At 69.7% G+C, this 13,079-nt stretch carries 17 protein-coding genes; 16 read left to right on the top strand and 1 reads right to left on the bottom strand.

Annotated elements, in window-relative coordinates:
- The first annotated feature begins 70 nt into the window (after positions 1-70).
- The 12 genes from ACULK4_RS13955 to tuf all read left to right on the top strand — a co-directional run bounded on the left by ACULK4_RS13955 (position 71) and on the right by tuf (position 10,094).
- Positions 71-376, top strand: coding sequence for a hypothetical protein (locus ACULK4_RS13955; protein ID WP_445966175.1), 306 nt, complete (start codon positions 71-73; stop codon positions 374-376).
- 41 nt (positions 377-417) lie between these two features.
- Positions 418-1,653, top strand: a complete 1,236-nt coding sequence (locus tag ACULK4_RS13950; protein WP_445966174.1) for a hypothetical protein — start codon at positions 418-420, stop codon at positions 1,651-1,653.
- Positions 1,650-2,270, top strand: a complete 621-nt coding sequence (locus ACULK4_RS13945; RefSeq protein ID WP_445966173.1) for a hypothetical protein — start codon at positions 1,650-1,652, stop codon at positions 2,268-2,270. Before ACULK4_RS13950 ends, ACULK4_RS13945 begins: the two co-directional genes overlap by 4 nt.
- A complete protein-coding gene (locus ACULK4_RS13940) occupies positions 2,267-2,824 on the top strand; it encodes a hypothetical protein (RefSeq protein ID WP_445966172.1) in 558 nt (185 codons plus the stop codon). Before ACULK4_RS13945 ends, ACULK4_RS13940 begins: the two co-directional genes overlap by 4 nt.
- Positions 2,821-3,705, top strand: coding sequence for a hypothetical protein (locus ACULK4_RS13935; RefSeq protein ID WP_445966171.1), 885 nt, complete (start codon positions 2,821-2,823; stop codon positions 3,703-3,705). The genes ACULK4_RS13940 and ACULK4_RS13935 overlap by 4 nt, the downstream gene beginning before the upstream one ends.
- A 138-nt stretch (positions 3,706-3,843) precedes the next feature.
- Positions 3,844-4,134, top strand: a complete 291-nt coding sequence (locus ACULK4_RS13930; RefSeq protein ID WP_445966170.1) for a WXG100 family type VII secretion target — start codon at positions 3,844-3,846, stop codon at positions 4,132-4,134.
- 100 nt (positions 4,135-4,234) lie between these two features.
- Positions 4,235-4,711: a DUF6121 family protein gene (locus ACULK4_RS13925; protein ID WP_445966169.1), complete on the top strand. Its 477-nt coding sequence runs from the start codon at positions 4,235-4,237 to the stop codon at positions 4,709-4,711.
- A 74-nt stretch (positions 4,712-4,785) separates the two neighbouring features.
- Positions 4,786-5,433 (top strand): spermidine/putrescine ABC transporter substrate-binding protein, encoded by a 648-nt coding sequence (locus ACULK4_RS13920; protein WP_445966168.1) that lies wholly within the window; start codon positions 4,786-4,788, stop codon positions 5,431-5,433.
- Between the two features lie 308 nt (positions 5,434-5,741).
- Positions 5,742-6,116, top strand: a complete 375-nt coding sequence (rpsL, locus tag ACULK4_RS13915) for a 30S ribosomal protein S12 (RefSeq protein WP_022889720.1) — start codon at positions 5,742-5,744, stop codon at positions 6,114-6,116.
- On the top strand, positions 6,116-6,586 hold the full coding sequence (gene rpsG, locus ACULK4_RS13910) for a 30S ribosomal protein S7 (protein WP_067948599.1): 471 nt from the start codon (positions 6,116-6,118) through the stop codon (positions 6,584-6,586). Before rpsL ends, rpsG begins: the two co-directional genes overlap by 1 nt.
- An 85-nt stretch (positions 6,587-6,671) precedes the next feature.
- Positions 6,672-8,786, top strand: coding sequence for an elongation factor G (gene fusA / locus ACULK4_RS13905; protein WP_445966167.1), 2,115 nt, complete (start codon positions 6,672-6,674; stop codon positions 8,784-8,786).
- 114 nt (positions 8,787-8,900) lie between these two features.
- Positions 8,901-10,094, top strand: a complete 1,194-nt coding sequence (tuf, locus tag ACULK4_RS13900) for an elongation factor Tu (protein WP_445966166.1) — start codon at positions 8,901-8,903, stop codon at positions 10,092-10,094.
- A 64-nt stretch (positions 10,095-10,158) separates the two neighbouring features.
- Here the strand turns inward: tuf and ACULK4_RS13895 are convergent, their stop codons facing one another.
- Entirely contained in the window at positions 10,159-10,635 is a 477-nt protein-coding gene (locus ACULK4_RS13895; protein ID WP_445966165.1) for an OsmC family protein, read from the bottom strand.
- Between the two features lie 509 nt (positions 10,636-11,144).
- On the opposite strand from ACULK4_RS13895, the gene rpsJ reads away from it, so the two are divergent.
- The 4 genes from rpsJ to rplW are packed head-to-tail and all read left to right on the top strand — an operon-like array spanning position 11,145 to position 13,077.
- Positions 11,145-11,453, top strand: a complete 309-nt coding sequence (gene rpsJ / locus ACULK4_RS13890; RefSeq protein ID WP_017201594.1) for a 30S ribosomal protein S10 — start codon at positions 11,145-11,147, stop codon at positions 11,451-11,453.
- An 8-nt stretch (positions 11,454-11,461) separates the two neighbouring features.
- Positions 11,462-12,118 carry a 50S ribosomal protein L3 gene (rplC, locus tag ACULK4_RS13885; protein WP_445966164.1) on the top strand — a complete coding sequence of 219 codons (657 nt, stop codon included), beginning with the start codon at positions 11,462-11,464 and terminating at the stop codon, positions 12,116-12,118.
- A 3-nt stretch (positions 12,119-12,121) separates the two neighbouring features.
- Entirely contained in the window at positions 12,122-12,778 is a 657-nt protein-coding gene (gene rplD / locus ACULK4_RS13880; protein WP_445966163.1) for a 50S ribosomal protein L4, read from the top strand.
- Positions 12,775-13,077 (top strand): 50S ribosomal protein L23, encoded by a 303-nt coding sequence (gene rplW, locus ACULK4_RS13875; RefSeq protein WP_445966162.1) that lies wholly within the window; start codon positions 12,775-12,777, stop codon positions 13,075-13,077. The genes rplD and rplW overlap by 4 nt, the downstream gene beginning before the upstream one ends.
- The last annotated feature ends 2 nt before the right edge of the window (positions 13,078-13,079 follow it).

The raw sequence follows: 13,079 nt of genomic DNA, 5'->3' as shown, positions 1-13,079 counted from the left end.
CCGGTGGGGAGCCCTCCCCATGTCGGCGCGTCGGGTCCGGCGTTAGCGTGAAGCCGTCGAGAGGAGAGCGATGAGCGACGAGGTGCTGATCCCGCTGGCGTCGATGGGCGAACTGGACCAGGCGCTGAAGGACATCGTGATCGAGTTCGAGGACGCGGGATCGCGCACGGACTCGTTGCTCGAGGCCATCGGCCGGCCGTTCGGGCGGACCGGCCTGCGCGACGCGGCTGACGAGTTCGAGGGCGCGTGGGACGACAAGCGCGAGACGCTGAAGGGCCACCTCGTCGAACTGCAGGAGTTCGTCGTCGCCGTGAAGGACTCGTGGGAGGAGCTCGACCTCGAGCTGCAGTCGAACCTGGCGCAGGCCGAGGGCTGAGGGTCGACGACGTGGGGAACACCGCCTACTTCCATCAGCACATGCCCGACTCCCCTCGGGGTCGTGAGATCGAGCGCATCGACGACCGCGGCGACGCGATCGCCGCCCGCGGAAGCCGGGTCGAGGACCTCGGCGAGCGGATGCTGCGTGCCGCCGACACGCTCCGGCTCATGGTCGACGGGCAGGTCGGCTCGGGCCTCTCGCTCGACGAGGTCCGGAGCCGGGGCGAGGACGTGCACGCGGACCTGAAGCGGGCCGGCGAACGCTACCGGCCGAGCGGCACGGCACTCCGGTCGTACGGGGAGGCGCTGGCCGAGGTCGCCCCCGGGCTCAACCGGGCAGCGGACGACTGCGAGACGTTGTGGGGGACCGTGCGATCGCGTGCCGCCGACGTCGACGACGCCGAGCTGACCCCCGCGGGCGAGGACGGCGGCACCGACGCGCGCGAGGCCGCGACCTCCGCCGCGGCCTCGTCGCTCACGACCGCGAAGTCGGAGTGGGAGGAGGCCGCACGCCGATTCGACGGGTACTACGACACGTGGGACTCCGCCTACGACGACGCCGTCGCGGGTCTCCGCGGTGCGAACGAGGACGGCGTCAAGGACGGCTTCTGGGACGACGCGCTGCCGTTCGTGGAAGGGCTCGTCACGGTCCTCGAGGCCATCGGCTTCGTCCTCGTGCTCGCCGCCCTCATCGTGGGTGGTCCGCTGATCGCCGTGCTCGCCACCATCGCCGCACTGCTGGTGCTGCTCGGCACGATCGTCCTCTTCGCCAAGCAGCGCAAGAGCGGCGGCGACCTCGCGATGGCCGTCATCGGCGTGATCCCGTTCGGCAAGCTCGCCAAGCTCGCCGACCTGCCGTCCATCGCCGGCGCCGGCGCGCGGTTCCCGAGGCTCTCGGGGTTCGCGAACATGATGCTCGCGGGCGAGGAGTTCGCGGCGCTTCGCACGCACCTCGGCCGGATCGACGACCTCGCACGCGCCGACTGGGGCACCGCGGGCATCCGGACGTTCGACACGGCGACGGGCGGCTCGCGGATGATCCAGCGCATCATCTCGGGCGCCCCGTACGTCGCCGACAACACGCGGTTCACGAACTCCGCAGGCATGTTCTTCGGCCGCCTCCTGGGCGTCGGCGACTCCACGGCGAACGTCGGCCTCTGGGAGATGCACTGGGGGTACCGGCAGGCCCAGGTCACCGCCTACAGCGCCTACGACTACGTCTCCAGCACCGTCGAGGACCAGCTCCGGGAGGTGACCGTAGACTCGTGGCGATGACCGGCACCCTGCGAGACGAACTGACCGGATCCATCCGTCGCGACGTCCCTCCCTTCGTCCTGCTGCTCCCTCGGGGCTGGGTCTCGGTCGAGCCGACGAAGGAGGCGTTCGCCGAGATCGCCGCGCGCAGCTCGGCCGTGCTGCGGGCGAACCACCGGCCCGACCTCGACGCCCAGTTCCGCGACCTGCTCGATCGAGCGGCCGACGAGTTCCTGCGCCGCGACCCCGTCCGGATGATCTTCCAGTCCGGCGTGCCGGACGAGGAGCTGTTCCCGCTCTCCATCACCGCACTCCGATTGAGCGCGCCCGACGGCGGACCGCTCGACGCGCACGTGGCGGCCCTCCGCCGCGACCGCGGCGCACGCGCGCTCGGCGACGACCGCGTCATCCTGCGCTGGGAGCAGGAGGACGCGCAGCGCGTCCCCGGCGGCGAGGTCGCGGTCCGGTCGTTCGACTACCTGATCGCGATCCCCGGCAGCGAGCGTCGGCAGGCGCTGCTCTTCAGCGCCGTCGTCCCGCTCGCGGCGGCGGGGGAGCGGCTCGACGACGAGACCGTGCGCGCCGCCGGCGTGCTCGCCGACGCGATCATGTCGACCTTCCGCTGGAGCGGTGAATGAGATTCGAAATCGCCTACCCGCCCGACGCGTGGGCGATCATGCCCGATCCGGGCGCGGAGGCCGACGATCTCTGGGTGGCCGAGCAGCGCGCCGCCTACCGCGACGGCCCGCTCGCCGGACTCGCCGACGAACTCGAGTTCGCGGCGCGCGAGGCGCTCGACCGACGGCGCGCGGGCATCGACACCTCGCTCTTCTTCCGACCGGTGGGCGTCCCCGTGACCGGGGTTCTGCACGCGACCCTCCGCACCGTCCGGCCGGGTGCCGACGAGGCGGCCGCGACGGGCTCACCCGACTGGATGCTGCCCGACGTCCCGCTCCTCACGGAGCCGGTCGTCGCGGACTTCGAGACCGAGCACGTGCCCCACGGCCGCAGGATCGCGTACGTGACCACCGAACCGGACGGTGCGGGCGCCACGCTCGCGGGCATCGCCTACGGCCTCGTCTGGCCGGGAATGGTCGGGCTCGTCTTCTCCGAGCTCGCCCACCGCGAGGCGATCGGCGCGATGCAGGCGCACGCGGACCCGGTCGTGGGATCCCTCAGGGTCGTCGCGTGAGCGCGGACGGCCCCGCGACGCGCTGGGCGCGCACCGCCCGACCGTCCGAGATCGCCCACGGCATCGCCGAACTCGACCGACGGGCCGTCTCGGCCGCACCCGGTTACGCCGAGCTCGTGACGCGGGCGGTCTCGGGCGCCGTCGCAGAGATCCGCGCCGCCCGTGCGGACCGCCTCGCCGCACTCGCCCGTGAAGACCGAGGCGCGGCCGCCGAGGTCGGGCGCTCCGGCCTCCGCAAGGCGGCCATCGTCGCCGGCGTGCTCGCGGCATCCGGCGCCGCCGCCCTGTACTTCAGCCGCGCGGCCTTCGACCCGGTGACCGTGTTGCCCCTGGCCGCCGCGCTCATCGTCGCGAGCACCGTGCTGATGGCCCTCGCGCTGCTGCCGCTCCGGCGTGCCGCACCCCCGACGACGGGCGTGGCGGCCGTCGCGTGGAGCACCGTCGTGCTGTCGCTCGGCCCCCTCGCGATGGGAGCCGTCCTCGGGGGCGTCACCGCCGGGAACACGCCCGCGTACCTCGCCGGTCTCGTCGCCCTCGCCGGGCTCTCGGCACTCGCCGTCGCGACCACGCGGATCGCCCTGAGCGCCTCGCCCGAGCGGCGCGCACGCACCGAGCAGCGCATCGAGGCGTTTCCCGAGCAGGTCGCGGATGCGGGCCGCGACTCCATCCGGCGCGCCGTCGAGGAACTGCGCGCGGCCTGGTCGGCGGTCGATCCGGAGGTCCGCGCGCGCGTCGAGAACGATCTCGCCGAGGCGCACCGCGTCCTCGACGAGCGCGGCCTCGGGGCGACGGCGCGTCCCGAGCTCCCGGGCGCCCTGACGGTCATGCGCACCGCCGTCGCCGTCGCGCCCGGACTCGAGCGCACCCTCGACGCGGTCTGAGCCCTGCCGGCCCAAGGCGTGGCCGGAGCCGTGCGGTGGGGAGTGCTCCCCATGTGCCCGGCCATCGCGGCATCCGTAGTCTGGGGATCACCGGCTCGCAGTCGCGGGCACGATCCCGAACGAAGGAAGAGGTTCACGATGGCCGCAGATTTCGGCGCCTCGTACGGCGAGATGGAGGCGATGGCGAGCAAGCTGTCCGACGCCCGCGATGACATCCAGTCGCAGCTCGACCAGCTGAAGAGCTCCGTCGACAACCTGCTCGGCAACGACTTCCGGACCCAGCACGCGTCCGGAAGGTTCGGCCAGGGCTACGAGGAGCTCACCACGGGACTCAAGAGCGCCGTCGACGGCATCGGCGAGATGGGCGAGGCGCTGCGCGGGATGATGCAGGCCATCCAGGACCTGGACCAGCAGCTCGCCGGTCGCTGACGCGAGCCGCTGCGGCACGGCGGGGCGGGACCACCTCGGTCCAGCCCCGCCGTTCGCATCGGGACGGCGACCGGTCCCCGGCCGGGCGTAGGCTCGGAGGATGGCGACGAACTCGACCACCTCGTGGGCCGTCGCGGGCTTCGCGGCCGCGCTGCACGTCGCGCTCGTCGTCGCGGCCTTCGGGTTCGTCAGCCTGCTCGCCGACATCGAGCCGGTGCCCGATCCGGAGGCGGGCCGACTCGTCGCACCGCTCACCGTCGCGGCATCCGTCGGCGCACTGCTCGTGCTGCTCGGTCGAGGGCTCGGCCGCGGGTTCCGGCCGTGGTCGCTGGCCGGACTCGCGCTGATCGTGACCTGGGCGGCCGGCGTGGTCGGCGCCACGCTGTCATACGCGGCGGCGACGGGCACGATCCTCGCCGCGGTCCTGTTCGCGCTCTCGTTCATGACCATCGGCTTCGGGGTCATCGTCCCGATCACCGGCGCACTCGTCGCACTCCTCGCCGCCGTCACCGTCCGCGCGCAGGAGGGCGGCGTCGAACGCCCGAAGTGGCCGTGGGAGCGAGACGACGAGGAGTGACGCCGGCCGCGTCGCCGTGACATCCGTTCGCCGCTTCGGCGCCGCGGCACGGTGCTCGCAGTAGGGTGAACCGCGTGGAGGGTTCGGTCGAGGCTCGCGTGAGCCACGAGGTCGACCGCTGGCTCGCCTGGCTGCCGCGATGGCGGCCGGGCACGCATCGCGGCCGCGTGCGCCTCTGCACGCGCTGCTTCGGGTCGCCGATCCTCGCCGCCGCCGGCCTCGACACCGACGTGCCGCATCCGGTGCAGCACGCGTTCTCGATGCGCATGAAGGGCATCATCGACTCGGCCGTCGACGACTACACCGCGCGCAACCTGCCGATGCTGCACCGCGAGATCCGGCTGGCGGAGGATCGCAAGGCGCGCCGCCCGTACCGGGCCGGGGAGGGACTCGACCCCGAGTTCCTCGGCCTGGACCTCGACCCCGAGCCGACGCCGGGCGCGCCGTTCCTCTTCACGCTGCAGGGCCTCGAGGCGGATGCCGCGGCCGAGGCGTTCGAGCCCGCGCCGCGCCCCTTCACGCCCGACGAGAAGGAGGCGCTCCGCGAGGAGGTGCGCCTCGCCGACGAGTTCGCCAAGCAGCTCGGCCGACGGATCTGCATCGAGCTCGCCCAGCACCGCCAGCGCATCGCGAACGCGGTGGAGCGCCTGGTCGAGCCGCAGGTCGCCGAACTCCTCGCCGACCTCGATCGCGAGCTCGACGCGCCGGGCTGGTCCGGCTGACGCGAGCGTCGTCGTTCGCTCAGGGCGTGCCCGCGGCATCCGTCGCCATTTGACCGGGTGGTTGCGCCCGATTACCATTGATCGGGTGTGCGCTCTGCCGCGCGCTCGCCCATGCCTGCGATCCGCCAGCCGGAGACCGGGAGCGGGGCGGGTTCTCATCATGGCGCACCTCAGGGCACCGGCCGACGAGGCAGGCACGCCCCCACGGCATACCCACCACCAACAGGCTCCGCCGCTCGGCGGTGCCGGTGGGTCGTGATGTGAAACCCATCAACGCTGTCACCGTGCAGCACCACTTAGGAGAAGCAGTGCCAACCATTCAGCAGTTGGTCCGCAAGGGTCGCTCGCCCAAGGTCACCAAGACCAAGGCGCCCGCCCTGAAGGCCAACCCCCAGCAGCGCGGCGTGTGCACCCGTGTGTACACCACCACCCCCAAGAAGCCGAACTCGGCGCTCCGCAAGGTCGCCCGTGTCAAGCTCTCGAACGGCACCGAGGTCACCGCCTACATCCCCGGTGAGGGCCACAACCTGCAGGAGCACTCGATGGTGCTCGTCCGCGGCGGTCGTGTGAAGGACCTCCCCGGCGTGCGCTACAAGATCATCCGCGGCGCGCTCGACACGCAGGCCGTGAAGAACCGCAAGCAGGCCCGCAGCCGCTACGGCGCGAAGATGGAGAAGAAGTAATGCCTCGCAAGGGACCCGCTCCGAAGCGCCCCGTCGTCGCCGACCCGGTGTACGGCTCGCCGGTCGTCAGCCAGCTCGTCAACAAGATCCTCGTCGACGGCAAGAAGGACCTCGCCCAGCGCATCGTCTACGAGGCGCTCGAGAACGTCGCGAACAAGTCCGGCCAGGACGCCGTCGCGGTCCTGAAGAAGGCCCTCGACAACGTGCGCCCGACCCTCGAGGTCCGGTCGCGCCGCGTCGGCGGCTCGACCTACCAGGTGCCCGTCGAGGTCAAGCCGCACCGCGCGAACACCCTGGCGCTGCGCTGGCTCACCAGCTACGCCAAGGCCCGCCGCGAGAAGACCATGACCGAGCGTCTCACCAACGAGATCCTCGACGCCTCGAACGGCCTGGGCGCCGCGGTCAAGCGCCGCGAGGACACCCACAAGATGGCCGAGTCGAACCGCGCCTTCGCCCACTACCGCTGGTAGTCGATGAGCGGATGCCGCGAGGCGCGCCTCTGCGGCATCCGCTCACCTCACCCCTTCCACTCCTGACTTCCCCGGAGGAATCCCCGTGGCACAAGACGTGCTCACCGACCTGAGCAAGGTCCGCAACATCGGCATCATGGCGCACATCGATGCCGGCAAGACCACCACCACCGAGCGCATCCTGTTCTACACGGGCGTCAACCACAAGATCGGCGAGACCCACGACGGCGCCTCGACGACCGACTGGATGGAACAGGAGAAGGAGCGCGGCATCACCATCACGTCCGCCGCGGTCACGTGCTTCTGGAACAAGAACCAGATCAACATCATCGACACCCCCGGCCACGTCGACTTCACGGTCGAGGTCGAGCGCTCCCTTCGCGTGCTCGACGGCGCGGTCGCCGTCTTCGACGGCAAGGAGGGCGTCGAGCCCCAGTCCGAGACCGTCTGGCGCCAGGCCGACAAGTACGACGTCCCCCGCATCTGCTTCGTCAACAAGATGGACAAGCTCGGCGCGGACTTCTACTTCACGGTCGACACGATCGTCAAGCGCCTCGGCGCCAAGCCGCTCGTGCTGCAGCTCCCGATCGGCTCCGAGAGCGACTTCATCGGCGTCGTCGACCTCATCGAGATGCGGGCGCTCGTGTGGCCCGGCGACGCCAAGGGCGACGTGACGATGGGCGCCAAGTACGAGGTTCAGGAGATCCCCGCCGACCTCAAGGAGAAGGCCGAGGAGTACCGCAACACGCTGCTCGAGACCGTCGCCGAGACCGACGACGCGCTGCTCGAGAAGTACTTCGGCGGTGAGGAGCTCACGGTCGCCGAGATCAAGGGCGCGATCCGCAAGCTCACCGTCAGCTCCGAGATCTACCCCGTGCTCTGCGGCTCGGCGTTCAAGAACCGCGGCGTGCAGCCCATGCTCGACGCCGTCATCGACTTCCTGCCGTCGCCGCTCGACGTGCCGGCGGTCGAGGGACGCAACCCCCGCAACGAGGACGAGGTCATCGAGCGTCACGCCGACGCCAAGGACCCCTTCGCCGCGCTCGCGTTCAAGGTCGCGGTGCACCCGTTCTTCGGTCGCCTCACCTACATCCGCGTCTACTCGGGTCACCTCGACTCGGGCGGCCAGGTCATCAACTCGACCAAGTCCAAGAAGGAGCGCATCGGGAAGATCTTCCAGATGCACGCCAACAAGGAGAACCCGGTCGACTCGGTCACCGCGGGCAACATCTACGCGGTCATCGGCCTCAAGGACACCACCACCGGCGACACCCTGTGCGACCCGGACCACCAGGTCGTGCTCGAGTCGATGACGTTCCCGGCGCCGGTCATCGAGGTCGCCATCGAGCCGAAGACCAAGGCCGACCAGGAGAAGCTCGGCACCGCGATCCAGAAGCTCGCGGAGGAGGACCCCACCTTCCGCACCGAGCTCAACCAGGAGACCGGCCAGACGGTCATCAAGGGCATGGGCGAGCTGCACCTCGACATCCTCGTCGACCGCATGAAGCGCGAGTTCAAGGTCGAGGCGAACGTCGGCAAGCCGCAGGTCGCGTACCGCGAGACCATCAAGCGCGCCGTCGAGAAGCACGACTACACGCACAAGAAGCAGACCGGTGGCTCGGGCCAGTTCGCGAAGATCCAGTTCGCGATCGAGCCCCTCGCGGTCGAGGGCGACAAGACGTACGAGTTCGAGAACAAGGTCACTGGTGGCCGCGTTCCGCGCGAGTACATCCCCTCGGTCGACGCGGGCTTCCAGGACGCCATGCAGTACGGCATCCTGGCCGGCTACCCGATGGTGGGCGTCAAGGGCATCCTGCTCGACGGCGCGGCCCACGACGTCGACTCCTCGGAGATGGCGTTCAAGATCGCCGGCTCGATGGGCTTCAAGGAAGCCGCTCGGAAGGCGAACCCCGTCCTGCTCGAGCCGCTGATGGCCGTCGAGGTCCGTACTCCGGAGGAGTACATGGGCGACGTCATCGGCGACCTGAACTCGCGTCGCGGCCAGATCCAGTCCATGGAGGACGCTGCCGGCGTGAAGGTCGTGCGTGCGCACGTCCCGCTCTCGGAGATGTTCGGATACATCGGCGACCTGCGCTCGAAGACCTCGGGCCGGGCCGTGTACTCGATGGAGTTCGAGAGCTACGCGGAGGTCCCGAAGGCTGTCGCCGACGAGATCGTCCAGAAGAACAAGGGCGAGTAGCGCCCGAACGCACGAGCCGACAGGTTCGCGTAACATAACAACACAACCCCCCGTAGCACTCCGGTCGCAATCCGGCGTCCGGTGCTGCTACACGGATCCTGAGGAGGACCCACAGTGGCTAAGGCCAAGTTCGAGCGGACCAAGCCGCACGTCAACATCGGTACGATCGGTCACGTCGACCACGGCAAGACGACGCTCACCGCGGCGATCTCGAAGGTGCTCGCCGACAAGTACCCGTCGGCCACCAACGTGCAGCGCGACTTCGCGTCGATCGACTCCGCTCCCGAGGAGCGCCAGCGCGGCATCACGATCAACATCTCGCACGTCGAGTACGAGACGCCGAAGCGCCACTACGCGCACGTCGACGCCCCGGGTCACGCCGACTACATCAAGAACATGATCACCGGTGCGGCCCAGATGGACGGCGCGATCCTCGTGGTCGCGGCGACCGACGGCCCGATGGCCCAGACGCGTGAGCACGTGCTGCTCGCCAAGCAGGTCGGCGTGCCCTACCTGCTCGTCGCGCTGAACAAGGCCGACATGGTCGACGACGAGGAGATCCTGGAGCTCGTCGAGCTCGAGGTCCGCGAGCTCCTCTCGAGCCAGGGCTTCCCCGGCGACGACGCTCCCGTCATCCGCGTCTCGGGCCTCAAGGCCCTCGAGGGCGACGAGAAGTGGGTCAACTCGGTCCTCGAGCTCATGGAGGCCGTCGACGAGTCCATCCCGGACCCGGTGCGCGACAAGGACAAGCCGTTCCTCATGCCCATCGAGGACGTCTTCACCATCACCGGCCGCGGCACGGTCGTCACGGGTCGCGCCGAGCGCGGCACGCTGAAGATCAACTCCGAGGTCGAGATCGTCGGCATCCGCCCGACGCAGAAGACCACCGTCACGGGTATCGAGATGTTCCACAAGCAGCTCGACGAGGCGTGGGCCGGCGAGAACTGCGGTCTCCTGCTCCGTGGCACCAAGCGCGAGGACGTCGAGCGCGGCCAGGTCGTCGTGGCCCCGGGCTCGGTCACCCCGCACACCAACTTCGAGGGCACGGCGTACATCCTCTCGAAGGACGAGGGCGGCCGTCACAACCCGTTCTACGCGAACTACCGTCCGCAGTTCTACTTCCGCACCACCGACGTCACCGGCGTCATCACGCTGCCCGAGGGCACCGAGATGGTCATGCCCGGCGACACCACCGACATGACGGTCGAGCTGATCCAGCCGATCGCCATGGAGGAGGGCCTCGGCTTCGCCATCCGCGAGGGTGGCCGCACGGTCGGCGCCGGTACCGTCACGAAGATCATCAAGTAGTTCTTCGCGATCGCGACCTGCAAGGGGGTCGGGCCTTCGGGCCCGGCCCTCTTCGTCGTGCCGCTCAGTGGGCCTCGACGCGCATGCCGTCGATCTCGGTGTCGACGTCGATGGCACCCTCGACGCTGCGGCCGACCGTGCAGCCCTTCTCGATCGCGCGGGCCATGATGCCGACGAGCTTGGTCCGGTCGTCGGCCTCGAGTGCCGAGAGATCGATCACGACCTCCTCGGTGATCTGCTGGTAGCGGTTGGACTCGCCGTCCGAACGGCCGTGCGCCCATACCGTCATGGCGTATTCGTCGCCGAGCCGCCGTGCCGCCACCCGGTCGACGCTCAGCCCGACGCAGCCGGCGAGCGCGAGCTTCAGCAGCTCGCCGGGAGTGAAGTGCTCGCCCTCGAGCTCCGCGCCCCCGATCGCGACCGTGGCGCCGCGCTCGTTGAGCCCCTGGTACCGCCGGGGCCCGACGCGGGTCACCGAGACGCTGCCCGGTCCGATCTGCTCGCTCACCGCGTGCGCGTAGTCGTTCGCCTGCTCCGTCATCGGGGGCCTCCCATCGGTGGTCGTGACTCGATTCCACCACCTCGACGGATGCCGCGGCATCCGCTTGACTGCGACGATGCTGTGAGGTCGGCAGGCGCGACACGCCCGGCTTGCACGTGACCTGCGGCTGTGGCAGACTCGTCTAGTTCAACATTTCGAACGGCGTGCCTCGCTGCGTGCCGTTCGAATCACTGCCAGGCAGTGCATAGCCACCGAAGCCCCCAGGGCCGCACGGGTCAGGCTAGGCCGCGGGCAGCAGGACACACAACCGACATCCACTTCGAGCATGGGTCTCCCATGCCCGTTCGCGCGAGTGCGACACGCCCGAGCGCGGGGGTCGGTGGGGTTCGAAGGTCGAGCGTGCCGAGGCCACCGCGTCAGCGGGGTGGCTTCGACAGGCTCGATCACCGGCCTTTGACAGAAGAACAGTGGTGCTTCACACGGAGTAGCTACGCGGCGTCCGATGCCCTCGGAAGGGGTAAGACGCCTTGACAGAGAGAGAGTCAGCAATGGCGGGACAGAAGATCCGCATTCGACTGAAGTCGTACGACCACGAGGTCATCGACACCTCGGCGCGCAAGATCGTCGACACGGTGACCCGCGCGGGCGCCACGGTCGTCGGCCCCGTGCCGCTTCCGACCGAGAAGAACGTGGTGTGCGTCATCCGATCGCCCCACAAGTACAAGGACAGCCGCGAGCACTTCGAGATGCGCACCCACAAGCGCCTGATCGACATCGTCGACCCGACGCCCAAGGCCGTCGACTCGCTCATGCGCCTCGACCTTCCGGCCGACGTCAACATCGAGATCAAGCTCTGAGGTACGACATGTCCACCACTACCAAGAACGTGAAGGGCCTGCTGGGCACCAAGCTCGGCATGACCCAGGTGTGGGACGAGAACAACAAGCTCATCCCGGTCACCGTCATCGAGATCGCCCCCAACGTGGTCACGCAGCTCCGCAGCGCCGAGAAGGACGGCTACACCGCCATCCAGATCGCCGCGGGCGCCATCGACCCGCGCAAGGTCACCAAGCCGCTCACCGGTCACTTCGACGCCGCCGGGGTCACCCCGCGCCGCCACGTCACCGAGATCCGCACCGCGGATGCCGCGGACTACGCGCTCGGCCAGGAGCTCACCGTCGACGGCACCTTCGAGGCCGGCCAGCTGGTCGACGTCGTCGGCACCTCCAAGGGCAAGGGCTTCGCCGGTGTCATGAAGCGCCACAACTTCGCGGGCGTCTCCGCGTCGCACGGTGCGCACCGCAACCACCGCAAGCCCGGTTCGATCGGCGCGTCGTCGACCCCGAGCCGCGTCTTCAAGGGCATGCGCATGGCCGGCCGCATGGGCGGCGAGCGCGTGACCGTCCTCAACCTCCGCGTGCACGCGGTCGACGCCGAGAAGGGCCTGCTGCTCGTCAAGGGCGCCGTCCCCGGTGCGCGTGGCCGTCTCGTGTTCGTCCGCAACGCTGTGAAGGGGGCGTAGTCCATGGCTACCGCCAACACCATCGACGTTCTCGACGTGACCGGCAAGAAGTCCGGTTCGGTCGAGCTGCCCGCCGAGCTCTTCGATGCGCAGACCAACGTGCCGCTCATCCACCAGGTCGTCGTCGCCCAGCTCGCTGCCGCGCGCCAGGGCACGCACAAGACCAAGCGCCGCGGCGAGGTCTCCGGCGCCGGTCGGAAGCCCTTCAAGCAGAAGGGCACCGGCCGCGCCCGCCAGGGCTCGATCCGCGCGCCGCAGATGACCGGCGGCGGCGTCGTGCACGGCCCGCAGCCGCGCGACTACTCGCAGCGCACCCCGAAGAAGATGATCGCCGCCGCACTGCTCGGCGCGCTCTCCGACCGGGCCCGCGGCGGCCGCGTCCACGCGGTGACCTCGTTCGCCGGCGACACTCCCAAGACCAAGGACGCCGTGGCGCTCCTCGGCGGGATCGCCCCCGCGAAGCACTACCTGGTCGTGCTCACGCGCGACGAGGAGCTCTCGGAGCGCGTCGTCCGCAACATCCCGACCGTGCACGTGCTGCCGGTCGACCAGCTGAACGCCTACGACGTGCTCGTCTCCGACGACATCGTCTTCAGCCAGGCCGCGCTCGAGGCGTTCATCGCCTCGAAGACGGCGAAGAAGGAAGAGGTCTCCGCATGAGCGCCGCGCACAACAAGGACCCGCGCGACATCATCATCGCGCCGGTCGTCTCGGAGAAGAGCTACAACCTGATCGACGAGGGCAAGTACACGTTCACCGTGGACCCCCGTGCGAACAAGACCGAGATCAAGCTCGCGATCGAGAAGATCTTCAACGTCCAGGTCGCCTCGATCAACACCCTGAACCGCCAGGGCAAGACGCGTCGCACGCGCTTCGGCATCGGCAAGCGCAAGGACACCAAGCGCGCGATCGTCACCCTCAAGTCCGGCTCGATCGACATCTTCACGGCTGTCGGCTAGGG

The sequence above is a fragment of the Agromyces selenitireducens genome, assembly GCF_052748465.2.
Note: the sequence above shows the minus strand (reverse complement) of the source record. Positions and strands in the feature narration are given on the sequence as shown.